General features: G+C 72.8%; 23 protein-coding genes and 1 pseudogene. 9 read left to right on the top strand and 15 right to left on the bottom strand.

Annotated elements, in window-relative coordinates; all coding sequences use genetic code 11:
- Nucleotides 1-97: 97 nt before the first annotated feature.
- Nucleotides 98-556 carry a CBS domain-containing protein gene (locus R6Y94_RS02790; RefSeq protein WP_318394157.1) on the bottom strand — a complete coding sequence of 153 codons (459 nt, stop codon included), beginning with the start codon at nt 554-556 and terminating at the stop codon, nt 98-100.
- 153 nt (nt 557-709) lie between these two features.
- Complete coding sequence (locus tag R6Y94_RS02795; protein WP_318394158.1) at nt 710-982, bottom strand: hypothetical protein; 273 nt, start codon at nt 980-982, stop codon at nt 710-712.
- Nucleotides 983-1,268: 286 nt separating this feature from the next.
- Here R6Y94_RS02795 and R6Y94_RS02800 point away from each other — a divergent pair, with 286 nt between their 5' ends.
- Together R6Y94_RS02800 and R6Y94_RS02805 are read left to right on the top strand one after the other, a co-directional pair.
- Nucleotides 1,269-2,312 carry a sensor histidine kinase gene (locus R6Y94_RS02800; protein ID WP_318394159.1) on the top strand — a complete coding sequence of 348 codons (1,044 nt, stop codon included), beginning with the start codon at nt 1,269-1,271 and terminating at the stop codon, nt 2,310-2,312.
- Nucleotides 2,313-2,314: 2 nt separating this feature from the next.
- Nucleotides 2,315-2,971 carry a response regulator transcription factor gene (locus R6Y94_RS02805; protein ID WP_318394590.1) on the top strand — a complete coding sequence of 219 codons (657 nt, stop codon included), beginning with the start codon at nt 2,315-2,317 and terminating at the stop codon, nt 2,969-2,971.
- 29 nt (nt 2,972-3,000) lie between these two features.
- On the opposite strand, the gene R6Y94_RS02810 is transcribed toward R6Y94_RS02805, so the two are convergent.
- Nucleotides 3,001-4,683 carry a copper resistance CopC/CopD family protein gene (locus R6Y94_RS02810; protein WP_318394160.1) on the bottom strand — a complete coding sequence of 561 codons (1,683 nt, stop codon included), beginning with the start codon at nt 4,681-4,683 and terminating at the stop codon, nt 3,001-3,003.
- 120 nt (nt 4,684-4,803) lie between these two features.
- Between R6Y94_RS02810 and R6Y94_RS02815 the strand changes: the two genes are divergently transcribed.
- The gene (locus R6Y94_RS02815) at nt 4,804-6,843 is read left to right on the top strand and encodes a prolyl oligopeptidase family serine peptidase (protein WP_318394161.1); all 2,040 of its coding nucleotides are present in this window, start codon (nt 4,804-4,806) and stop codon (nt 6,841-6,843) included.
- 67 nt (nt 6,844-6,910) lie between these two features.
- Here the strand turns inward: R6Y94_RS02815 and R6Y94_RS02820 are convergent, their stop codons facing one another.
- The 5 genes from R6Y94_RS02820 to R6Y94_RS02840 all read right to left on the bottom strand — a co-directional run bounded on the left by R6Y94_RS02820 (nt 6,911) and on the right by R6Y94_RS02840 (nt 12,021).
- A complete protein-coding gene (locus tag R6Y94_RS02820) occupies nt 6,911-7,864 on the bottom strand; it encodes a TIGR04222 domain-containing membrane protein (RefSeq protein ID WP_318394162.1) in 954 nt (317 codons plus the stop codon).
- A 73-nt stretch (nt 7,865-7,937) separates the two neighbouring features.
- Complete coding sequence (locus R6Y94_RS02825) at nt 7,938-10,232, bottom strand: hypothetical protein (protein WP_318394163.1); 2,295 nt, start codon at nt 10,230-10,232, stop codon at nt 7,938-7,940.
- Nucleotides 10,229-10,564 (bottom strand): PadR family transcriptional regulator, encoded by a 336-nt coding sequence (locus R6Y94_RS02830; protein WP_318394164.1) that lies wholly within the window; start codon nt 10,562-10,564, stop codon nt 10,229-10,231. The genes R6Y94_RS02825 and R6Y94_RS02830 overlap by 4 nt, the downstream gene beginning before the upstream one ends.
- 65 nt (nt 10,565-10,629) lie before the next feature.
- The gene (locus tag R6Y94_RS02835) at nt 10,630-11,271 is read right to left on the bottom strand and encodes a LysE family translocator (protein WP_318394165.1); all 642 of its coding nucleotides are present in this window, start codon (nt 11,269-11,271) and stop codon (nt 10,630-10,632) included.
- 3 nt (nt 11,272-11,274) lie between these two features.
- Nucleotides 11,275-12,021 carry a metallophosphoesterase gene (locus R6Y94_RS02840; RefSeq protein WP_318394166.1) on the bottom strand — a complete coding sequence of 249 codons (747 nt, stop codon included), beginning with the start codon at nt 12,019-12,021 and terminating at the stop codon, nt 11,275-11,277.
- Nucleotides 12,022-12,134: 113 nt separating this feature from the next.
- Between R6Y94_RS02840 and R6Y94_RS02845 the strand changes: the two genes are divergently transcribed.
- Together R6Y94_RS02845 and R6Y94_RS02850 are read left to right on the top strand one after the other, a co-directional pair.
- Nucleotides 12,135-12,746 (top strand): CGNR zinc finger domain-containing protein, encoded by a 612-nt coding sequence (locus R6Y94_RS02845; RefSeq protein ID WP_318394167.1) that lies wholly within the window; start codon nt 12,135-12,137, stop codon nt 12,744-12,746.
- Between the two features lie 242 nt (nt 12,747-12,988).
- Nucleotides 12,989-13,336, top strand: a complete 348-nt coding sequence (locus R6Y94_RS02850; RefSeq protein WP_318394168.1) for a hypothetical protein — start codon at nt 12,989-12,991, stop codon at nt 13,334-13,336.
- Nucleotides 13,337-13,411: 75 nt separating this feature from the next.
- Here the strand turns inward: R6Y94_RS02850 and R6Y94_RS02855 are convergent, their stop codons facing one another.
- Complete coding sequence (locus tag R6Y94_RS02855) at nt 13,412-14,452, bottom strand: BTAD domain-containing putative transcriptional regulator (RefSeq protein ID WP_318394169.1); 1,041 nt, start codon at nt 14,450-14,452, stop codon at nt 13,412-13,414.
- Between the two features lie 328 nt (nt 14,453-14,780).
- Nucleotides 14,781-15,242, bottom strand: coding sequence for a tetratricopeptide repeat protein (locus tag R6Y94_RS02860; protein WP_318394170.1), 462 nt, complete (start codon nt 15,240-15,242; stop codon nt 14,781-14,783).
- A 46-nt stretch (nt 15,243-15,288) separates the two neighbouring features.
- On the opposite strand from R6Y94_RS02860, the pseudogene R6Y94_RS02865 reads away from it, so the two are divergent.
- Nucleotides 15,289-15,632, top strand: a pseudogene (locus R6Y94_RS02865) (G5 domain-containing protein).
- A gap of 85 nt (nt 15,633-15,717) precedes the next feature.
- On the opposite strand, the gene R6Y94_RS02870 reads toward R6Y94_RS02865, so the two are convergent.
- Both R6Y94_RS02870 and R6Y94_RS02875 read right to left on the bottom strand, forming a co-directional pair.
- A complete protein-coding gene (locus tag R6Y94_RS02870) occupies nt 15,718-15,963 on the bottom strand; it encodes a hypothetical protein (protein WP_318394171.1) in 246 nt (81 codons plus the stop codon).
- Nucleotides 15,964-16,587: 624 nt separating this feature from the next.
- The gene (locus tag R6Y94_RS02875) at nt 16,588-16,848 is read right to left on the bottom strand and encodes a hypothetical protein (RefSeq protein WP_318394172.1); all 261 of its coding nucleotides are present in this window, start codon (nt 16,846-16,848) and stop codon (nt 16,588-16,590) included.
- A gap of 111 nt (nt 16,849-16,959) precedes the next feature.
- On the opposite strand from R6Y94_RS02875, the gene R6Y94_RS02880 reads away from it, so the two are divergent.
- Nucleotides 16,960-17,382, top strand: a complete 423-nt coding sequence (locus tag R6Y94_RS02880) for a hypothetical protein (RefSeq protein WP_318394173.1) — start codon at nt 16,960-16,962, stop codon at nt 17,380-17,382.
- A gap of 65 nt (nt 17,383-17,447) precedes the next feature.
- Here the strand turns inward: R6Y94_RS02880 and R6Y94_RS02885 are convergent, their stop codons facing one another.
- Nucleotides 17,448-18,431: a hypothetical protein gene (locus R6Y94_RS02885; RefSeq protein ID WP_318394174.1), complete on the bottom strand. Its 984-nt coding sequence runs from the start codon at nt 18,429-18,431 to the stop codon at nt 17,448-17,450.
- 352 nt (nt 18,432-18,783) lie between these two features.
- On the opposite strand from R6Y94_RS02885, the gene R6Y94_RS02890 reads away from it, so the two are divergent.
- Nucleotides 18,784-19,203 carry a GNAT family N-acetyltransferase gene (locus tag R6Y94_RS02890; protein WP_318394175.1) on the top strand — a complete coding sequence of 140 codons (420 nt, stop codon included), beginning with the start codon at nt 18,784-18,786 and terminating at the stop codon, nt 19,201-19,203.
- A gap of 148 nt (nt 19,204-19,351) precedes the next feature.
- Here R6Y94_RS02890 and R6Y94_RS02895 read toward each other — a convergent pair whose 3' ends face one another.
- Nucleotides 19,352-20,308 (bottom strand): L,D-transpeptidase, encoded by a 957-nt coding sequence (locus tag R6Y94_RS02895; protein WP_318394176.1) that lies wholly within the window; start codon nt 20,306-20,308, stop codon nt 19,352-19,354.
- 183 nt (nt 20,309-20,491) lie between these two features.
- On the opposite strand from R6Y94_RS02895, the gene R6Y94_RS02900 reads away from it, so the two are divergent.
- Nucleotides 20,492-20,902 carry a VOC family protein gene (locus R6Y94_RS02900; RefSeq protein WP_318394177.1) on the top strand — a complete coding sequence of 137 codons (411 nt, stop codon included), beginning with the start codon at nt 20,492-20,494 and terminating at the stop codon, nt 20,900-20,902.
- Between the two features lie 189 nt (nt 20,903-21,091).
- Here the strand turns inward: R6Y94_RS02900 and R6Y94_RS02905 are convergent, their stop codons facing one another.
- Nucleotides 21,092-22,207, bottom strand: coding sequence for a MerR family transcriptional regulator (locus R6Y94_RS02905; RefSeq protein ID WP_318394591.1), 1,116 nt, complete (start codon nt 22,205-22,207; stop codon nt 21,092-21,094).
- Nucleotides 22,208-22,326: the final 119 nt, after the last annotated feature.

Here is a 22,326-nt window from a genome sequence, read left to right on the forward strand (position 1 = left end):
GATAATGGGGCGTAGTCGGGGCGGGGCGTGCGACCCGGGGGTGCGCTGCCGGAGTGGCCGGCCGCCGCACGACGCGCGGCGGCCGGCCGGGTCGGGGTCAGGTGTCGGAGTCGGCCACCGCGAACTCGGCGAGCACCCGGTCCAGGGTGATCGCCCCGACCAGTACCCCGGCGCCGTCGACCACCGCCACCAGCGGGCTGCGCTGTCGAGCCATCAGCGCGGCGACCTCCAGCAGCGTTCCGTCCAGGCCGACGGTGGTCACCCGGTCCGGCTCCCGGAACAGGCAGTCGCCCACGGTCAGGTTGTCCAGTTCCTCCCAGAAGAGGTCGGCGTGCGCCTCGTCGATGGTCCGGGCCAGCACCGGATCCTCCCGGTAGGCCCTCGGCACCGCCATCCGGAGCACCTGGGTGCCGGGGAGCACGGTCTTCGGCCGGCCCTGGTCGTCCACCACGATCATGCCTGGCAGCCGGCGGAGCGCCATCAGCCGGACCGCCCGGGCCACCGAGTCCCGGACGGTCACCGTCGGTACCACCGCGGCGATCTGCTGCGCCTGCATTCCACCATCTCCCTGGGCGCGGGCCGGCGTCGGCCGTCGCGCCGCAACGGTAGGGCCTGAGGGATTGTTCGACAACATGGCCTCCCGGTGGCGACGGGTTCTCCCGCTGGCAGGGAGCCTGGCCGGCGAGGCGGCCGCGTGGGCGTACCGCGGTCACGCGGATCCGCCGTGCAGCTCGGCGAGACGGCGTTCCAGGCTGGCCAGCCGGTCTGCGATCGGTGCGCTGTGCAGTACCTCGGCGATCTGGTCGGCCTCGTCGTGGTCCAGCGGAATCCGCTCCACCGGTACGTCCGGGTCGTCCGGCCCGTACAGCAGCAGGGACCGAATGCCGGTCTGGTCCAGCAGTACGCCGAACCGCTGCCCGCCCCGGGTCAGGAAGTGGTGTACGACGCCGACGCCGGGAACGGTGGTCCGGGTGATGTCCACTGTGGCCTCGCTCGGGGTAGGGGCGGCGGGGCGGCACCCCCCCGTACGCGGGCCGTGCTCGGCTCGGTCGCAGGGGCTCGGATGCCGGTTCCGGTCTCGGTCTCGGGTTGGCCGCCGGTTCCGATATCAAGAATTCGGGATGGCGCCCCGGCCGACCATCGGGTGCGACACCCATCTCCGGTGGGGCGGAACATGCAGGTAACCGGGCCGCTGACCTGCCGGCCAGGCTCGGGTTGGGTGTCCGATCAGATGGACAAAACAGCAACTCCCGGGCGAGGCTGGCAGCGTGACCGACACCTCTGAGCGGGCAGCCGCCCCCGGACTTGACAACCCGGGACGATCCGGCGCTTCCGGTCGCCGGGCACCGGCCCGGGCGCTGTTCCGTCGGCTGTTCCTGCTCAACGGTCTGGTCTTCACGGTCGGCACGCTGGTGCTCGCGCTCTCCCCGGCCACCGTCTCGTCGCCAGTGCTGCTGACCGAGATTCCGGTGCTGACCATCGGCCTGGCACTGATCCTGGCGGTGAACGCCCTGCTGCTCCGGGCCAGCCTGGCCCCGCTCGACGCGCTGACCATGCTGATGCGCCGGGTCGACCTGCTGCGCACCGGGGACCGGCTGGTGGACGCCGGCAACGGCGACCTGACCAACCTGATCGAGACCTTCAACGCGATGCTCGATCGGCTGGAGGCGGAACGCAGCGCCAGCAGCGCGCACGCGCTCGCCGCCCAGGAGGGGGAGCGGCAGCGGATCGCCCGGGAGCTGCACGACGAGATCGGCCAGAGCCTCACGGTGGTGCTGCTCGGGCTCAAGCGGGCGGTGGACCGGGCCCCGGCCGAGCTGCGCGAGGAGCTGCACGCCGTGCAGGAGACGCTCCGGGAAAGCCTCGACGACGTGGGCCGGGTGGCCCGGCGGCTCCGGCCGGACGTACTGACCGATCTCGGGCTGCTCAGCGCACTCAACGCGTTAGCGACGGAGTTTTCCCAGGTCAGTGGGGTGCCGGTGGTGCGACGATCGACGCCGGACCTGCCGGCGCTGAGCGCGGAGAAGGAGCTGGTGATCTACCGGATCGCCCAGGAGAGCCTGACCAACGTGGCCCGGCACGCCCGGGCCGGCCGGGTCGAGCTGTCGCTGCGGGCCGGGGCCGGCGCGGTGGTGCTGCGGGTCGCCGACGACGGACTCGGCGAGGTACACCAGGAGGGTGCCGGCATCCGGGGGATGCGGGAGCGGGCACTGCTGATCGGCGCCCGGCTGACCATCACCGCCGCACCCGGCAGCGGCACCGAGGTCCGGCTGACCGTGCCCGCCGATGCACCGGGGGAGAGGGGGGCGTGAACATGTCCGCGACCGAGACCCGGATCCTGCTGGCCGACGACCACGCGCTGGTCCGCCGGGGCCTGCGGCTGATCCTCGACGCCGAGCCCGACCTGCGGGTGGTCGCCGAGGCAGCCGACGGGGCCGAGGCGGTGGAGGCGGTCCGGCGGACCGAGATCGACCTGGTCGTCCTGGACATCGCGATGCCGAGGATGACCGGCCTCCAGGCGGCCCGGGAGATCTCCCGGCGGGCGCCCGGGGTACGCATCCTGATGCTCTCGATGCACGACAACGAGCAGTACTTCTTCGAGGCGCTCCGGGCCGGGGCCTCCGGCTACGTACTCAAGTCGGTCGCCGACCGGGACCTGCTGGAGGCGTGCCGGGCGGCGATGCGCGGCGAGCCGTTCCTCTATCCCGGTGCGATCACCGCGCTGATCCGCGACTACCTGCACCGGGCCCGGCAGGGCGAGAAGCTGCCGGAGAGCATCCTGACGCCCCGGGAGGAGGAGATCATCAAGCTGATCGCCGAGGGCAACTCGGCGAAGGAGATCGCCGAGGCGCTGGTGATCAGCGTGAAGACGGTCGACCGGCACCGGGCCAACATCCTGGCCAAACTCGGCATGCGGGACCGGATCGACCTCACCCGGTACGCCATCCGGGCCGGCCTGGTCGAGCCCTGAGCCGCCGCCCCCGTCTCAGTGCCCCTGTCTCAGCGCACCCGTACGACGGTCCGCACGGTGGCCTGGTCGATCTCCGAGGTGCGTACCGTGAACCGCAGCTCCCAGTCGCCGGGGATCGGGAAGCTCACCGCCCCGACCGCGTGGTGCGGCTCGATGCCCAGCATCGGGGTGTCGGTCGGCTCGACACCCTGCGCCGGCAGCGCGGCGGTCAGCGTCCACTCCACCGCCGGCAGCGGCTTGCCGTCCGGGGTGTAGACGTACGCGTGCACGGTGTTGTTCGGCCCGAGCTGCACCGGATAGATGTCGAACTGGAGGGTGTAGAGCGGTGAGCTGAGCGTCTGGGCGAAGGTGTCCGAGGCGGCGATCTCGGCCTCGATCCCGGCGTTGCGCCCCGGGGTGGTCTGCACCAGCACCGAGCTGACCCCGAGCACGACCAGGCCGACCAGCACCTCCAGGCCGACCGTCCGGCGCAACCACCGTCGTTCGGTCACCGCGCTGGCGGGCGCGGGGGCGGGGGCGGCGGTCGCATGGCGGCGGACCAGCCGGCGGGCGTACCCGGCGGCGCCGAGCAGCAGCGCCAGCAGCGCCACCTTGGCCAGTACCAGCCGTCCGTAGCCGGTGCCGAGGAGCGCGTCCGGTGCGCCGATCTCGATCACCGCCTGCACCAGCCCACCGGCGACCAGCCAGAGCACCGCGATGCTCGCCCAGCGGGACCAGACCGGCAGGACGACCGCCAACACCCGGGGATGGGCGGCCCGCAGCGGGAAGCAGACCAGCGTCACCAGCCCGCCGAGCCAGACCGACATCGCGGCCAGGTGTACGACACCGGCGATCCCGCTGGCCAGCGGGGTGGGCGAGGCGGCGGCGTGCCCGGCCAGCGGCCAGGTGGCCAGTCCGGTCAGCCCGAGCGCGACCAGCAGCCCGACCCGGACCCGACCGGCCGTCCGGCCGGCCAGCACCGGCGGCAGCAGGACGGCGACCAGCGCCACGATGCCCAGCCTGGCGGCGAGCGCCAGCCCGAAGTCCGAGGCGAGCACCTGCCGCAGTTCGGCACCGGAGACCTCCAGCAGCCCGGCGCCGCTGGTGTAGGGGGCCTGTGCCCAGAACCCGGCCAGGGTGCCGGCCGTGACCAGCAGCAGACCGGCCCGGACCAGCCGGACGGCGCCCCGGCGGGGCAGCCGGCGCGGCCAGAGCAGCCCGAGCAGCAGCGTCGGACCGATCAGCAGGACGAGTCCGGCGTACCCGAGGTATCTGGTCACCGGCACCGCGAGCCGCACGTCGGGGCGTACCGTCTCGTCGGCCGGCTCGGGCGGGGTGGCCGAGGCGGCGCCGACCGCGAAGGTGTAGCTGCCGGCGACCGGATGGCTGTCGGCGGAGATCACCCGGTAGCTGACCAGGTACGTCCCGAGCGGCCGGTCGGCAACCCGGATCGGGATCCGCAGCGTGGCGTCCCGGACGCCTGCGTCCCCGTTGTTGATCCGCTTGCCGTCCGGGGCCAGCACCTGGGCCCGGCCGGGCACCAGGGTCACCGGTTCGCTGAAGGTGATCGTGACCTCGGTCGGTGAGAAGCCGAGTACGGCCTGCTGCTGCGGCACCGTGCCGACCACCGCGGCGTGCGCCGCCGCCGGTCTCGCGGGCCCGAGCAGCACCGCCACCGCACCGAACAGCAGCACCGCCAGTACGCCGCGCCCCAGCACGGTCAGCCGAGCCACCGGTACGGGTTGGAGTCGAGAACGTCCCACCTCAGTTAGATCGTTTTCCGGCGCCGGGAAGTTCAATCCGCCATCCGACTGAGCGGAAACTTTGTTCACGTTCTGTGGTAGGAACCCTGCGTGTCCCCGGATCTCGACGACGAATTCCGCTGGCTCGAGGCGCTCTCGGACGCCGAGGTGACCGCCTGGGTACGGGCCCGCAACGCGGAGACCTGCGACGCGCTGGCCGACGACCCGGTGTTCGGCACGCTGAAGGCGGAGCTGCGCCAGGTGTTGGACGCTGCGGACCGGGTGCCGTTCGTGCATTGGGACGGAACCTACCTCTACAACCTCTGGAAGGACGAGACCCACCCCCGGGGGCTGTGGCGGCGTACCACCCTCGACGAGTACCGCCGGGCGGAGCCGAGCTGGGAACTGCTGCTCGACCTCGACGCGCTGGCCGCCGACGAGGGCGAGCCGTGGACGTGGCAGGGCGCGATCGTGCAGCGGCCCGGGCACCGGCGCTGCCTGGTCCGGCTGGCCCGGGGCGGCTCGGACGCGAGCGTGGTCCGCGAGTTCGACCTGGCGACCCGGAACTTCGTGCCCGACGGCTTCACCCTGCCGGAGGCGAAGAGCGACGTCGGCTGGATCGACGCCGACCACATTTACGTCGGCACCGACTTCGGCCCGGGATCGCTGACCGCCTCCGGCTATCCCCGGATCGTCAAGCGCTGGCGCCGGGGTACGCCACTGGCCGAGGCCACCGTGGTCTACCAGGGCCGGGACGACGACGTCTCGGTGTACGCGGTGCACGACCCGACCCCGGGTTTCGTCCGCGACTTCCTCGGCCGCCGGCTGGACTTCTTCCGCCGGGAGGAGTTCCTGCGCACCGTCGACGGCGACCTGGTCCGGATCGACGTGCCGGAGGACGCCGAGACCGACGTACACCGGGAGTGGCTGCTGATCGCGCTCCGCTCGGACTGGACGGTGGCCGACCGGACGTACCCCGCCGGAACCGTGCTGGTCACCCGGCTGGACCGGTTCCTCGCCGGTGAGCGCGACCTGACCGTGGTCTTCGCGCCCGGTCCGGACAGCGCGCCCGGCCGGCACGCCTGGACCCGGGGACACCTGATCCTGAGCAGCCTGGTCGACGTGCGGAGCCGGGCCGAGGTCTGCACGCCCGGCGAGGACGGCTGGCACCGGCGGCCGCTGCTGGAGAGCGCCGGACCGGGCGAGGAGCGGCACGTGGTCATCGTCGACACCAACCCGGAGCACAGCGACGAGTACCTGCTGGCCAGCACCGGCTTCCTGGCGCCGACCGCGCTGCACTACGGCACGGTCGGCGGGCCGGCCGAGACGCTGAAGCGGGACCCGGCGTTCTTCGACCCGGCCGGGATGGCGGTCCGGCAGCTGCACGCCCGGTCCGCCGACGGGACCCGGGTGCCGTACTTCCTGGTCGGCCCGGCGGGGGAGCCGACCGGGCCGACGCTGCTGACCGGGTACGGCGGCTTCGAGATGGCCTGGACGCCGAGCTACAGCGGGATCATCGGCCGGGGCTGGCTGGCCAGGGGCGGCAGTTACGTGGTCGCCAACATCCGGGGCGGTGGCGAGTACGGCCCGCGCTGGCACCGGGCGGCGTTGCGGGAGAACCGGCTCCGGGCGTACGAGGACTTCGCCGCCGTGGCGACCGACCTGGTCGACCGGGGCATCACCGTACCGGCGCGGCTCGGCATCGAGGGCGGCAGCAACGGCGGGCTGCTGATGGGGGTGATGCTGACCCGGTTCCCGGAGCTGTTCGGCGCGGTGGTGGCCCGGGTGCCGCTCTTCGACATGCGCCGCTACCACCTGCTGCTGGCCGGCGCCTCCTGGATGGCCGAGTACGGCGACCCGGACGACGAGGCCGACTGGGCGTTCCTGCGCGAGTACTCGCCCTACCACAACGTCCGGCCGGGGCGGTCGTATCCGCCGGTCCTGCTCGTCACGTCGTCCCGGGACGACCGGGTGCATCCGGGACATGCCCGCAAGATGGCCGCCCGGATGCGCGGGTACGGCTACGACGTCTCCTACTACGAGAACATCGAGGGCGGGCACGGCGCAGCAGCCGACAACGCGCAACTGGCCTTCAAGTGGGCACTGATGCTGCGCTTCCTCTGGCGCCGGCTCACCGAAGCCCCGCACTGACCCGCCCGCCCGGCCAGGGCCCCCACCCCGGCGGCCGGCTTGTGCGGTCGGTCAGTGGCACCGCGGGTCAGCCGCCTCCGCCGCCCCCGCAACCGCCGCCGCCCCCGCAGCTACTTCCACCGCCTCCGCAACTGTGCCCGCCGCCGCCGTCGGAGCCGTACCCGCCCACGCTGCACGCGTAGCCGCTGCCGGCGCCCGACCCGCCAGCCGAGGCGACCCCGAGCCGCTGCTGGATTTCGGCCTGGGCGGCGAACTCCGGGTCCGCCGCCCAGAGCGCCGCCGCGCCGAAGAGCGCGACCGACATCGCCGCGCCGGTCGGGCCGTAGGTGTTCCAGGCCGGCTGCTGGGACGGGGCCAGATGGGCGTGTTCGGTGCGCAGGGTGGCCAGCGCCCAGTTGCCGGCTCGGGTCTGCACCGGCGGCCGGCGCGCCAGCAGCACGGTGGCCGCGCCGAGCCCGACCAGGACGAGCACCAGCGGCAGCCAGAGCGCCCCGGTCGCGGCCTCGGCGAACAACCGGAGTACGCCGAACAGCAGCACGCAGACCAGCAACCAGGTCGAGCCGCGCAGCGCCCGGCGGGCCTCGCCGCCCGGCATCAGCCCGGCCTCCTCCAGTTCGGTACGCAGCCGGTACAGCTCCGCCGAGACGCCCGAGTCGTACGACAGCTCCCGTGGGCGCCGTCGCTGCCCCGCGAACCGGTGGATCGCCGCCTCCAGACCGCTCGCCCCGGCCGGCCGGTCCCCGGCGACCTCCAGGTACCGGTCCGGGGCGGGACCGATCGCCACCGCACCGGCGTTGCGCAACGCGGCCAGGGCCGTGTAGGTCGCCAACCGCCCGCCGCCGTTCAGGTACGCGACCTGGCCGGCGGTCAGCGTCGAGGTGCGTACGCTTTCCGGCCCGGCCATGATCTGCCGGCGCCGTACGGCCGCGTGACCGACGACCACCACTGCCAGGAGGAGATAGCCCGACAGGAAGGTCGACGCGCTGATTCCCCAGGTCACGTTGCTCGGATCAAGAGTCATGGCCCTGTCCCCCGTCCACTTAGGTCGAACGTCCTTAAATTGTGCGGCCGGGGTGGCGGAGTAATGCCGTTGATCACTGTTTCTTGACCGAAGTTTGCGGCTCGGGGCGTACGGAAGGTCCGCACCCGTCCCGGAAGGGACCGTCTTGGTCAGCCGCGTACGAGTGGGCAGGTGAAGTCTCGGGCGGGTTCGGGCCGGGTTCAGGAATCGTTCGGGTCGGTGGGCCCGGCACCACCCGGGTGGCGAGCACCACAGCCAGCAGGGCGGCGAGCAGCACCGCGCCGGTCAGGTAGGGCAGTCCGTCGACCGGCCGGCCGTAGTCCGCGGCCCGCAGCAACGGCTCGCCGAGCAGCGGTGCGAGGGCGAGTTGCGCGTACGCCGACGGCAGGCCGAGCAGGACCGCGCCGGCGCCGAGGGCGGCCCACCGCCAGACGGCTCCGGGGCGCCGCCGGAGCACCATGGTGGCGAGCGCGACGGTCAGCAGGGCCGGTCCGAGCGCGACGGCGAAACCGACCTCGCCGGCGGCGCCGCCGCTGAGGGCACCGAGGGCGGCCATCAGCAGCGCCGGCACGCCGACCAGGGGAGCGGCGACCGCGACCGGCAGCCGTTTCTCGCGTACGGCGAGCGCGGTCGTCCCGGCCAGCACCGCGAACGCGGTGGCGGTGAGTGCGGTCCCGATCGGGTACCCGGGCGGGGTCAGCTCGCCCGGCCAGCTCGCCCGGAACAGCAGCGCCGGAGCACACCACGCGGCCACCGCGGCCACCCAGGCGAGCCGCCGCCGTACGACGTGCTCCGGAACCGCCGCCCGGTCACCCCGTTCGGTCCGGCGGGCGAGGGCGCCGCCGAGCCACCAGCCGAGCGACAGCACCGCCACGCCGACGCCGAAGACCGCGGGCAGCAGACCCGGCCGGGCGAGGTCGGCGGCGTCGAGTACCGAGTCGACGGCGAGCAGCAGCGCGGCGGTGCACAGCCCGGGCAGCAGTACCGCGCCACGGGCGGCGGCCACCACCAGCAGCCCGAGTACGGCGAGCACGACCCCGGCCTCGCGCAGCTCCTGGGCCCACAGGTGCAGTTCCCAGCTCTGCACCTCGTCGACCGCCGCCACCTCGGAGAGCCCCGGCGTGAGGACCGTCGCCGCGTACGCCCACAGGCCCAGCCCGACCGCCGCGACCGCCACGCCGAAGCGGCGGAGCGCCGCACCGGCCCGGCTCCAGCCCGACCGCCGGCCGATCGGCGTCCGGACGCTGGGCGAGCCGCCTGCGGTTGCCGGATTGGCGGCGTCGGCTGCGCTGGCCGGGTCCGCTGCGTCGGCCGTCGGAACGGGCCGCCGGGTCCGGGCCGCCGCCATGCCGTAGCAGAGCGCGAACGCGGTGCAGGCGAGCAGCGGGCGCAGGGTGTTCGCGACGATCATCACGACCATCTCCGAGGCCACGTAGCCCTGCTCGACCCGGCCGAACCGGACCCCGCTGCCGTGCGGGTCCAGCAGGCTGAGCGGGAACCACCACGGTGCGGTACCGAAATCCAGGTTCTCCGCCACCGCCGCGTGCCGGCCGGCGACCACCGCGACCAGTTCGAGCGCGAGCAGCCCGCCCCCGACGGCGAGCAGTGACGCCACCCGGCGGCGTCCACGATGGACGAGCCGGGCGGCCGCCCCGGCGAGCGGTGCGACGAGTACGCCCCAGAGCAGCAGCGCCGGTATCGGCTCGGAGGTCAGCACGGTGACGCCCGACTGCGGTTCCGGAGTGGAGTGTGCGACCAGGTGCAGGGCCACCGCCCCGGCGGCCATCAGCAGCGGGGCCAGCACCGCCGGGCCGGCCAGGTCGAGCCGGCTGTGCCGCGCCCGGTCCACCGGCAGCCGCCGGCCCAGCCACCCGCCGAGCCAACCGGCGACCGCCGCCCCTGTCGCGAGACCGGCGACCGAGGCGGCGTTACCGGCCCAGTCGACGCCGGCGGACGCGCCGGAGCCGCCCGGGTATCCCCGAGCCAGGGTCAACAGGGTCGTGCCCACCATCTCGAGTACACCGATCAGCACCTGGCAGAACAGCACCGCGCCGAGCAGCGCCAGCAGCGGTTGCAGGGCCCTGCCGGCACCGGGCAGCACCTCCCGCCAGCCACGTGGTACGCCGTGCCCGTCCTCGGCCGGCGGCGAACCGGCGAGGCTGACCGCGAACCGCAGTTGCCGGACGGCCCGGTTCACCGGGCCGCCGCCCGGATCGGCGCGGATCGCCGCCAGCTCGGCGCGCCACTCCGGCAGCATCCGCAACTCGGCGGGCCACCGCCGCGCGGCGACCCGGAGCAGGGCGTCGGCGATCAACGGAACGCCCCACCCGCCGGGCTCGGGTTCGCCGTGGCCGGCTGGCCGGTTCACGCCGGTCTCGCTTTCGGGCTGGTCGACCGGGCGGTGGTGCCGCCGAGTTGCTGGTGCAGCAGCGCCAGTTCGGTGCGGGCCCGGGCTAGCCCGTCCGGGGTGAGCCGGTAGTAGCGCCGCGCGGGCCGGCCCGCCTCGACCGGGTCGATCTCCTCCCAGGCCGAGTCGACCCAGCCGGCCCGTTGCAGCCGGACCAGGATCGGATAAAGGGTGCCGCTGGGCAGCCCGGTCGCGCCGATCAGGTCCAGGCCGTAGCGGTCTCTCGTCGCGTCTTCGAGAAACGCGGCGAGCACCCGCGCCACGGCGGTGGTCACCCGCACCTCACTACCCATGTTCGGAACTCTACATAGGGCAGCGCGCGGTGTCACGGTCGGCCGCGAGCGCCGGGCGGTGCGGCTCAGCTCACCGCCGTACGGACGCCGAGGCCGACCAGGATCGCACCGCTCGCCCGGTCGAGCGCCCGGCGGACCCGTACGGTGCGCAGCAGCCGGGCGGCCGCGCCCGAGATTGCGGTCCAGCCGGCGAGCCAGCAGCCGGCGAGCAGCGCGTGCGCCGTGCCGAGTACCAGCATCGGGACGAGCACCGGACCGTCGACGTCGAGGAACTGCGGGGCGAGGGTCAGGTAGACCGCCGCCGCCTTCGGGTTGAGTACGTTGCCGAGAAACCCCTGGAGGTACGGATGGTGCCCGCGCCACGGCAGCCGCCGGGGCCGGGGCGCGGACGGCTCGTCCACGGTGCTCGATGGACGGCGGCGGGCCGCCGACCAGAGCAGCCACAGTCCGAGGCCGACCAGATAACCGGCCCCGAGTAGCTTGACCAGCAGAAACGCCTGTGACGAGCGGAGCACGAGTGCGGCCAGCCCGACAGCGGCGAGGACGGCGTGCACGTAGAGGCCGGTGAGGGTACCCAGGATCACCCACCAGCCCTGCCGGCGCCCGCCGGCGGCGACCCGCGAGACGACCAGGGTCAGGCTGGTGCCCGGGGTGGCGGTGATCGGCGCGACGGCGGCCAGGAAGCCGAGTACGGCGATGCCGTGCACGGCTCAGAGCACCACCCGGTAGTGCGTGGTCAGCAACCCCGCGTCGTCGTAGACGTGGAACGCCACGCCGGGCGGCTGGGCCAGGTCGACCAGCTGCCCGGCGCCCTCCCAGGGCAGCCGGAGCGTGGAGACGACCCCCGGGGCGATCCGGAGCGGCCGGCCGGCGAAGGTGCTCGCGGCGGAGGTGTGGAAGTGCCCGGTCAGCACCGCGACGACCTGCGGATGGGCGCCGAGTAGTTCGGCCAGCGGCTCGGCCGGCAGCAGGCGGATCGGGTCGACGACCGGATGGTGCAGCGCGACCGGTGGGTGGTGGAAGGCGACGAAGACCGGCGCCCCGGCCGGCGCCGCGGCCAGTTCGTCGGCGAGCCAGCCCATGGTCTCCGCGTCGAGGTGCCCGTCGTCCCGGCCGGGCACCGACGAGTCGGCGAGCAGGAAGACGGCACCGGCCACGTCGTGCCGGCTGTTGATCGGGCCGGTCCCGCCGCGCGCGTCGCCGAGCAGACCCTTCCGGTACGCGTCCCGCACGTCGTGGTTGCCGGGGCAGGTCAGCACCGGCAGCGGCGAGGCGAGGAGCTTCGCGGCGGTCTCGTATTCGGCCACCTCGCCGTGGTCGGCGATGTCCCCGGTGACCAGGATCGCGTCGACCGGTCGGGGCAGGGCGTGCAGGTAGTCCATCACCCGGGCGGTCCGCTCGGCCGAGCGGGGAGAGCTGTCGAGATGTGTGTCGCTGAGGTGGGCGATGACGAGCACTCGGTCCCCCTAATGCTTGCTCGCGTCTTGACCATTAGGGACGCTACCCTGGGGCGAGTCGGCCCGACAAGCCGGTACCGGATCCGGACGGGTCGCCGGCAGAGGAGACCCTGATGGCCCAGCAGCTCGCGCTCGCGCTCGCCGGCACGATCCGGCACGACGGCAACGGTGGCGTCGCGGACGACCTGGCCGACGTCGCCGGGCTGACCGCGTGGCTCGACCAGCAGACGGCACCACTGCTCGGGTACGCCGGCAGTCTCGGCCCGGCCGGGGAGCTGTCCGACGAGCGGCTCCGGCTCGACGTGGTCGCGCTGCGCCGCGCCGTGCGTACCCTCTTCGCCCGGGCGGTCCGCCCCGGGCCGCCGAGCCGGGCCGACTCGTCGACGCTGCTCGCCCCGCAGGACGCCGTCGACCAGCTCAACCGGGCCGCCGCCCGGTGGCCGGTCCGCCCGGTGCTGAGCTGGCCGGATCAGGCCGCTCCGGCGGTGACCTGGTCCGGGAGGCCGGCCGACGCCCGGACCCGCCTGCTCGCCGGGCTGGCCCGGGCCGCGATCGAGTTCCTCGCCGGCCCGGCCCGGGACCGGCTGGCCGCCTGCCCGGCGCCGCGCTGTGTCCGTTACTTCGTCAGGGAGCACCCTCGGCAGGAGTGGTGTAAGCCGTCCTGCGGCAACCGCGCCCGGGTCTCCCGGCACTACCAGCGCCGGGCAGCGAACCGGACGGACTGACGAGCCGGCTCTACTGTCGTCCGGCCCTGCTGCCGCGCCGCCCTGCTGTCGCGCCGGCACTTGCGGGGACGCGACGCGTTCTGCCGGTTCTGCCGGTTCGCGGGACGATGCGACCGCGTCCGCCCAGCCCAAGCCCCGTGAGCCGGAACGGACGCCCCGCCCGCCGTGCCACCGGAGGTACGCCCGGCGCCGGCCCATAGCGTTGCGGGGGTACCGCACACCCGGGCGATGGGAGCAGGAAGATGCGTCGGATCTTCGCCGTACTGGCCACGGCAGTCATCGGAGTCGCACTGGTCGCGCCACCGGCGCCGGCCCAGGCGGCACCCGGGGAACAGCGCTGGTCCTGTGGCAGCGTGCCGTCCGGCTGGGTCGTGCTGGCGTACGCCGGAATCTGCAACCCGAGTACCCGGGCCAGCTATCTCTTCGTGCAGCAGGCGGAGGGGATGCCCGCCGGCTCGTCGCTGACGGTGTGTCAGATCTCGCCCATCCCGCCCGGCTGGCGGATCGTCTACGGACCCGTGCACGTGAGCAGTTGCGTCGTCAACTGGGGCAGTTCTTCGCCCAACGCGTACATAATCTCGAACTCCTGACCGGCAGTCGGGCGGATGTCGGCGCCGCGCTCCGTGGCGCCGCCCCTGCCCGACGATGACCACGCGTCCGCCCGGTCAGTGACCCCACCGCCTGGTCGGTCCCGGCCCCGCCCCGGGTACCTGCTGGCGTAGCACCCGCAGGTGCGCCGCCCGGAGTTCCGGGCCGGGCAGGATCCCGAGTTCGTCGGCGAGCCGTTCGCGCAACTGGCCGAAGAGCCGCAGCGCGCTCGCCTGTTGTCCGGTACCCGCCAGGGCGAGCATCAGCCGGGCGTGCAGCCCTTCGTGCAACTGCTCCACCTCGGCGACCTGGGCGAGCGGGGTGGTCACCCGACCGGCGGCGCTGGTGGAGAAGGCGAGGTCGGCCAGGGTCAGCACGCAGTCCAGCCGGTGCCGGGACAGTGCCGTCGCGGCGGGATGCCGGAGCAGCCCGGGCCCGGCGCCGGCCAGCAACGGTCCGCGCCAGCAGGCCAGCCCGGCGGAGAACAGCTCGACCGCCCGGTCCAGTTGGCCCCGGCGGTGCGCCCGGGCGGCCCGTTCGGCCAGTGTCCGGAAGCGTCCCGCGTCGACCCGGTCGGCCGGCACCGCGAGCCGGTACCCGTGGCGGTCGCGGACGACGACCGGTGCGGCCGGGCCGGCGGACGCCGCGCCGACGAGCCGGCGCACCCTGGTCAGGTACGTCTGGATCAGGTCGCGGCAGCTACGCGGCGGCCGGTCCCACAGCACGTCGACGATGTCGCAGATCGGCACCGGCTGGTCCGGTTGGACGGCGAGCAGGCCGAGCAGGAGCTGGTGCTTCAGCGGCCCCACGTCGACCGGCCGGTCGCCGTGCCGGATCCGCAGCGGACCCAGTACGTCGATCCGGAGCGACCGGTCCGGCCCGGTCGGCCGGCCAGCGGTGGTGGACCCGAGTCGGGCCTGCTCGGCGGCGGAGAGGTCGAGGGCGGCGGCGAGTCGGGTCAACACCCGGTGCTGCGGCTGTGTCACCCGGTCGTGCTCCAGATCGCGTACGGTCCGTACGCCCACTCCGGCCCGGGTCGCGAGGGCGGCCTGGGTCAACCCGGCCCGGGTCCGGTATCCCCGGACCAGCGCGCCGAACGTGCCAGACTCTTCGCTCACCGGGCCGACCCAACCTCAGCGGTAGACGTAGATGCCGATCTATCGACTTCGGTGAGACTGCCAGGTGGTACTGGACGCCGACTGGAACCTCGCTGGACCAGGATCGGCGACAGGCGGGGGCAGAGTGCGCGGCGGGCGGCCGGGCTCGCCGAGCGGGTGATGCTGTGGTCGTACGCCCTCTGGCTCTGCATCGGGGCGATCGGCCTGCGCCGAATGGGTTCGCCGGAACGGGTGGTCCGGTAGGAGCGGTTCAGGCTGGGGCGAGGCAGCCGCGACGACGAGCGTCCCGGTGTGGGGAAGGGCGGGATGTCCCTTCGGCAGCGCGTGCCTACTCGGAGATCAGCAGCCGCGCCAGCCGATCCAGGCCGCCCTTGATGAGCTGTGCGTACTCGTCATCGCCAAGCGCGCCGACCCCCGCCTGCGCACGCTGGAGGTGCTCGCGGGCACGGCCGAGGTCGCCGAGCTTGCGGTAGCACTCACCCAGGTTGAGGTGCAACGACGGATACAAACCGGCGACCGGCAGCATCACCCCAGCCTCCGCTACCCGGGCATCGGTGAGCAGGTCGGCCGCCGCCAGCGCTCGCTGATCCCAGACCAGCTCCTGGTGGACGTCGTCCTGCACATCGGCCATCGCGTGCGCGAGGACGCAAACGTGCAGAGGATCGCCCCGCTCCCCGCCGATCTCGTCCCAGATCTGTGCGAACAGGTCGCGAGCAGCCTCAGGTTGGCCTCGATGATGATGCAACTGCACCCCTTCGTTGATGCGGGCGAGCGTTGCATCGGTGATCATCGGCTGCTCCTACACGGCTGATCTCGCGACGATGGCATGATCGTACTTGCTTCAGGGCATCCCGTTCGGCGAGCGAACCGTAGAAGACTCCTCGCTGGCCAAGGGCAAGCGCAAGGTTCGGACCGCTGGAGTCAAGGGCTCGAGACCCTCACCTACGAGGTCACATACGTCAACGGGGTGCAGATGGGCAAGAAGCTCGTCAACGAGATGGTGACCAAGAAGCCGGTGACGCAGGTTGTCGCGGTCGGCACCAAGGAGACCCGGAAGTGTGATCCGAACTACGGTGGCTGCGTGCCGATCGCCAGCGATGTGGACTGCGTGGGTGGCAGCGGCAACGGTCCCGCGTACGCCTGCGGCCCCGGTGAGGGTTATCGGCAACGACATCTATGACCTGGATCGTGATGGCGACGGCTACGGAGGCGACGACTGAGGTCGGCGCCGGAGGGCCAGCGCTGGTGATGTCCTGGGTTGCCGGCTACGGGCGGCTGGCGAGTTCGACTGCCTCGGTGAGGAAGGCGTCGAGGTCTGAGTCGGAGATGTGTTCCTCGGTCAGTACCTTATACACGGTAGCGGCCTGGATCTTGCCGATCATTTCCTGTCCGATGTTGTAGTCGACGGATGGGTCGAGAATGGAGCTGATCAAGGTTTCGGCCGCTTCGGCGTTGATGCCCGGACCGCCGTTGGTCAAATCCGCACGGAGTTCCGCGACGAACTTGATCACATCCGCATGAGAGCTGGTCTCTCCGAAACGCCGGTCTACCGCGAGGAAAAAGAGGGCAGCGAGGAACCTGGGAAAGCCGCTCCATCCCGAGGCGTCGAGTTGTGCCTCGATTCGGTCGTTGGCCGCCCGGTCGCCCCCGGACCAGCGTCCGGATGTACTCGGGCAGTTCAGGTCCGATCATCGGGATCACGCTTCCCACCCGCCTCCGCCGACTTGAGGCTGTCCTCCGTGTCATCCGCTCGCTGGACCTGCTTGCGCCACGCGACATCGGCTCGGCGACCCGCCGCTCGGCTTCCCGGACAAGCTCCTCGCCTGTCGGCATGTCCGCTGCCGAGGGCTTGTCGTCCTTGCCCGACGACCCAGGGGCGATGCGGTCCAGGTAGTTCGTGAAGTGTTCGAGCGCCTCGCCCAGGATCCGGCCGATCTTCGTGGCCTTGTCGCTGGCGGTTGCGAGATCCGCGAGAGCCTGCTTCATCTCAGGGTGGTCGCTGCCCTGCGAGGCTTCGCGGTAGTGGGCGAGCGCCTGGTCGGCATCAGCTTGCGCCCGCATCGCCATGACTGCGGAGCTGGCGATCCGGTCGCGTACGTCGAGAAGCTGCGCGACCACAGCCTCCAGACCACCGCTCATCCGAGCCTCTTGGCGTACGTCTCCGCGTGGTCGACCGCTGTCGCGAGTCTCCGGACGGTTCGCTCGACCTCGCCCTGAACATCGCCGAGCAGTGTCAGCCCCGCTACAACGTCGTCGTCTCGGCTGCCCTCGGTGGTGAGCCGGGCGAGGTCGTTTGTTTCCGCCGAGTCGGTGGCGAGCTGCCGTAGTCTCTTGATGCCCTCGCGTGCCGCTTCCGTCCCCTGTCTGATGGTCGCCTTTACCTCGTCAGCGCTCACCAGCACCATCCACTGTCGAGGACGACTCGCAGTCGATTTCGATCCCCACTGCTCGTCGCAGGCTATCGGAGTCCGTCGATCAGGTGCTGTCTCGAAGGTGACGCCGGCAACGTGACCGTGCAGAACCATCGGCTCAACCAGGGTGATCCACTCCGGCTGCACGGCGAGGGCTGGCGCGTCGAACTCAACGCACCAGCCCTGCCGATGGGTGTACCCGAACTGCCGACCCATCCCACCGTCGAGACGGCGATCGCCGACTGCCTCGACTGCCTCGATCTCGCCTTGGCCGAGGCGGTGCCGGCCGACCCGAGATATCCGATCCCGGTCCCGTCGTCACCGGAGCCCGCGCGGCTCGACGACCCGCTGCCCCTGCTCACCCAGGTCGGCGACCGGTACGCCGGCCAGCCGGTGGCGCTCCGATTCGACCCGGCCGGCTGCCACCTCTACCTGTGCGTCAACCACACCGCTCGGCACATCACCACCTTCACCAGCTTGGTCGTGGGTTCGGAGGAGGCGGTGCCGTTCCCGTACTGACTCGGCCGACCGCCGCTGGCGCCGACCGAGGTGCGTGGCACCGGCATACCGTCAGCGGAGGGTGGTCACTGCTGGAAGTTGCCGGGGCCGAGGACCTGCCAGGTCGGCGTCGTCGGGTTGGCGATCGACCGGAACGGCACGGTGAAGCTGAACGCCTGCTTGGTGGAGCGCTTGATGGTCCAGAGCTTCGACCGGGTGCCCGAGTGCTCCCAGGCGATGCCCTGGCCTTCCACGCCCGGCAGGGTGACGGTGCCGACCCACTCCAGTTCGGAGCCGGCGGACGGCAGCCGCAGCACGTACGCCTCACCGAGGTCGTGGCCGGTCAGCCAGAGCCGGCCGTCCGGCCCCCAGGAGCCACCGGAGTTGCTCATCGGTGTGAACCGGTCGAGGATCGGCTTCGGGATCGTCCACGCCTCGACGACCTGGAACCTGTCGTCCAGCTTGACCACCTGGGTGTTGTACGTCTCCCCGTACGGCTCGGTCTCGCCGTCGGCGATCTCGTCGTAGTTGGCGAACCCGGCCCACCACGCCCCGTCGTGCCGGTCCAGCCAGGTCAGCGACCCCCGGAAGATCCCGAAGCTGTACGTCTCGACGTGCCGCATCGTCCTCGTGTCGAAGACCTCGATCGAGCTTTCCATCGGCGACTCGTCGTAGTTGGAGTGCGCGGCGTAGAGCCGGTTGCCGACCACCACACCGCTGTCCAGGTGGATGATCGGGCCGCCGGAGTTCGAGGCGAACTGGAGCAGCGGCCGTCCGGTCGCCTTGTCGTGCTTGGTGATGCTGCGGTTGTCGACCACGTAGAAGTACCGGTCGTCGACGGCGACGCCCTGGTTGGCGTCGAAGGCGTCGTAGCTGCGGGTCAGGGTGGCCGAGAGGACCGGCGGCTCGGCGGCGACCACGGCCGGCTTCGGCGTGGGGGCGGGGGCGACGACGGTCGGCGTGGACGCCTGGGCGGGCACGAGGCCGGCGGCCAGGGCGACCGCGCCGGCGGCGACCGAGGCGCCGAGTCCGGCGGCGATCCGGGTACGGGTCGGCATGATCTCCTCCATCGGGATTCGGGTACGCCCGGGTCGCGTGGACCGGCCGAGGGCCGGCATTGTGCCCTCGTCAGTCGTCCTGCCCGACCCGTCGGCGTACCGTCCGACCCTCTCCGGCCAACCGCACGGCGTGCGGAACCGGATCCGGCGACCCGATGAACTGATCATGAAGCCGGGCGGGCTGCCGACCTGCTCGTCAGCCCGCCCGAGCCGTCGCGGGCGGGTACCTCGATCGCGGCGTCGAGCAGCGCCATCCGTCGGGCCGGGTTCTGTCGCATGAAGCCTCCTCGCTTCCCGTCAGCCGGACCTGCCCGGGCTGCGGGACATCGAGCGGGCCGCCGGACGGGCCTTCCGGGACATCGGGATGCCGGAGATCGCCGACGACGAACCACCGTCGGTCGAGGAGCTGGCCCGGCATCAGCGCGCCGGCCTGGCCTGGGTCGCGGTCGACGCCGACGACCTGCCGGTCGGCTATCTGGTCGCCGAGCCGGTGGACGGCAACCTGCACGTCGAACAGGTCTCGGTGCATCCCCGGGCCGCCCGCCGGGGCGTGGGCCGGCAACTGATCGAGCGCCTCGCCGCGCACGCCACGGCGAGCGGGGTACCGGCGCTGACCCTGACCACCTTCACCGACGTGCCGTGGAACGCCCCGTACTACTCCCGGTGCGGATTCGTCGTCCTCGACGAGCGGGAGCTGCCCCCCGGGCTGGCGGCGATCCGGGCCCGCGAGGCGGCACACGGCCTGGACCGGTGGCCCCGGGTCTGCATGCGCCGCGACCTGTAGGCCGGATCGGGCGCGCCAGAGCATCCGTCGGGCAGCTCGAACGACCTCACCCCGGGGGCTGCGGCTGCCGCCGGTGCCGCTCCAGCCGAGCCGCCACCGACCGATCGTCCGGAGGAGTCGTCGTCCGAGGTGGCGCCGTCCGAAGCGGTCAGCGGGCCACCACGGGGACCGGGCCGGGGCCGGGAAGCCGCTCGGGAGCGGAGAAGCGGTCGAGCACCAGCAGTTCGGTGCCGGCGGACATCTCGGCGAGCAGCAGTTCCTGTGCCTTCCGGGCTATCCGGATGCAGCCGTTGCTGTTGTCGCGGCCGAGCTGGCGGGCGTTGTACCAGGCGTGCAGGCCGATGTGCGCGCCGCGCAGCCCGGACGGTACCGAATTCGGTTCGTCGGGTACGGCGCCGAGCGCGAAGACCTCGGTGTCCGCGTACACCCGGCCGGGCAGGGTCGACCGGCCGAGGATGAATGTCCGGCCCAGCGGGGTCGGCGTGGCCGAGGTGCCGACGCTGACCGGCCAGGACCGGACCAGCCGGTCGTCCCGATACCAGTACAGCCGGTGCGCCTGCCGGACCACCACGAGCAGGTCGCGCAGTTCCACGGTGCTCCACGGCCCGGGCGGCACCCAGGCGATGGTCCGGTTCGCCGACGGAAGCAGCACGGCGGTCCAGCCCGCCCGGCGGGCCACGATCGGCATGGTCACCGGCACCCCGCTGATGGCGGGCGCGAGGAAGGCCCGGGGCCGGCCGCCCGGTGCGTCGTACGCGGCGACCCGGCGGATCGGCCGGAGGCCCTCGCCGAGCCGTACCGTCGACATCGGAGTCGGGTCCTCGGGGAAGCCGCCCGGTGCGGGGCCGTAGTCGACTACCGGCAGATGCGCCGGGGGTGGCGCCGCGGGCGGCGTCGGCTCGGTGCTCGGCGGCGTGCCCGGGGCGACCGGGGTCGGCAGGTGTTGCTCCGCCGCCCGTGGCCGGTCGACCGTCCTCGGTGGCTCGGGCGCGTCGTTGACCACCACCACCGTCAGCACGAGTATCCCGCCGAGTACGACCAGCGCGGCACCGGCCCGGCGGCGTGCCCGCCCCGCGACTATCGGGTTGAACCGGACAAAAGCCATCTAGCTACTGTAGGTGATCAACTCGTCCTGACCGGGCCATTCGGCCGCTCCGCGTGTCCCCGGTGTGCGGTCGCCGTCAGCACGCGGCCGCGATGAAGGCGATACGCGGGCGCTCGCGGCGGATCAGCGTGCCGGGACCGCGGGCCGGATCAGCGTGCCGGGACCGCGTGCCAGACTGGGGCGATGAATGAGCCGTCTCCGGTCCGGCAACTCCGGCTGGTGGTCACCGCCGACGACTACGACCAGGCCCTCCGGTTCTACCGTGACGTGCTGGGCCTGCCGGAGCAGGCCGCCTTCTCCTCGCCGGACGGCCGGGTCACGATCCTGGACGCCGGTCGGGCCACTCTGGAGATCACCGATCCGGGGCACGCCGAGTACATCGACGAGGTCGAGGTGGGCCGCCGGGTGGCCGGGCACATCCGGGTCGCCTTCGAGGTCGACGACGCCCCGGCGGTCACCGCGACCCTGGCCGACGCGGGCGCGACGGTGATCGCCGAGCCGACACGTACGCCCTGGAACTCGCTGAACTCGCGGCTGACGGCGCCCGGTCACCTGCAACTGACCCTCTTCACCGAGCTGGGCGAGGACGCCTGACCCAGGAGGACCGCCGAGCCGGGAGGACCGCCGAGCCGGGAGGACCGCCGAGCCAGGAGGACCGACTGAACCAGAAGGACCGACTGAACCAGAAGGACCGACTGAACCAGAAGGACCGACTGAACCAGAAGGACCGACTGAACCAGAAGGACCGACTGAGCCAAGAGGAGCGACCGAGCCGAGGGGCGCTCAGATCCGCACCGGCATCAGGATGGAGAAGGCCCTGTCGTCGTCGAGTCGGCGTACCGCCAGCGGGCGGATCGGCCCGTCGAGTTCGAGGACCAGTTGGCCCGCCCCGACCGCGTCCAGGGCGTCGAGCAGGAACTCACGGTCGACTCCGACCCGTACCACCGGATCGGTCGACGCGGTCGGGGTCTCGGCGGGGGAGACGGTCAGTCGGTTCGTGGCGTCGACCGTGAGGACGCTGACCGCGCAGCGGGCGCCGTCGTCCGTCCGTACCACCGTCCGGGTCTCGGCGGCGGTCAGTCGCTCGCGCAACCCGGCCACGTCGACGGTCACCCGGCGTCGGTCCGGCCCGCCGGTCGCGGTGCGCAGCAACCGGCGGTAGTCCGGGAAGTCGTGCTCCATCGGGGTACCGGTGACCCGCCGGTCCCGCACCCGCAGGCTGACGGCGGCGGAGCCGAGGGTGAGGGTCGCCGGCCAGCCGCCGGTCAGCAGCGCGCGGGCCGCGTCGACGAACGAGACCGGCGCGGTCACCCGGGTCACCGCATCGCCGTCACCCGGGTTGCCCGGAGCGGCGCAGACCTCGGAGACGGCCATCCGGTACCGGTCGGTGGCGACCAGCCGGAGCACGTCCCGGTCGAACTCGAAGTGCACGCCGCCGAGCATCGGCAGCCCGGGATCCGCCCCGACCGCGAACCGGACGGCGTCGACCGCCGCCGCCAGCTCCCGTCCGGGTACGGTCAGCCGGACCTCCGGCTCGGCCGACGGCTCGGCAGCGGCGCAGAGTACCCGAAGCCGGGCCGCCTCCCGGCGGGCGTCGGCGAGCCCCTCCTCCAGGCGGCGCAGGTGCGCGTCCAGCAGCCGTGACACGGCGGCCGGATCCGAGCCGCGCAGCTCCAGTATCCGGGTGATCTCGGCCAGTGGCATCCCGATCCGGCGCAGGCCGGCCAGCAGCCGGGCGGCCGGCAACTGCCGCTGCGCGTACCGGCGGTAACCGGTGCCGGGGTCCACCGACGCGGGTGCCAGCACGCCGGCACCGTCGTAGAAGCGCAGCGCGCTGATACTCAGGCCGCTCGCCCGGGCCATCTCGCCGATGCCGAGAAGCCGGCCACCCCCGTCCATGAGCAGGCATTCTGCCCCCTCGACCGGGTCGAGGGTCAACCCGCCGGGTCCGGCCCGCCCGGCGCATCGTGCGGTGGTAGGGGAGAAGGGATATGTATCTACCTCCATCTATCCGGAGT

This window comes from Plantactinospora sp. KLBMP9567 (assembly GCF_033446045.1).
Classification (GTDB): Bacteria; Actinomycetota; Actinomycetes; order Mycobacteriales; family Micromonosporaceae; genus Plantactinospora.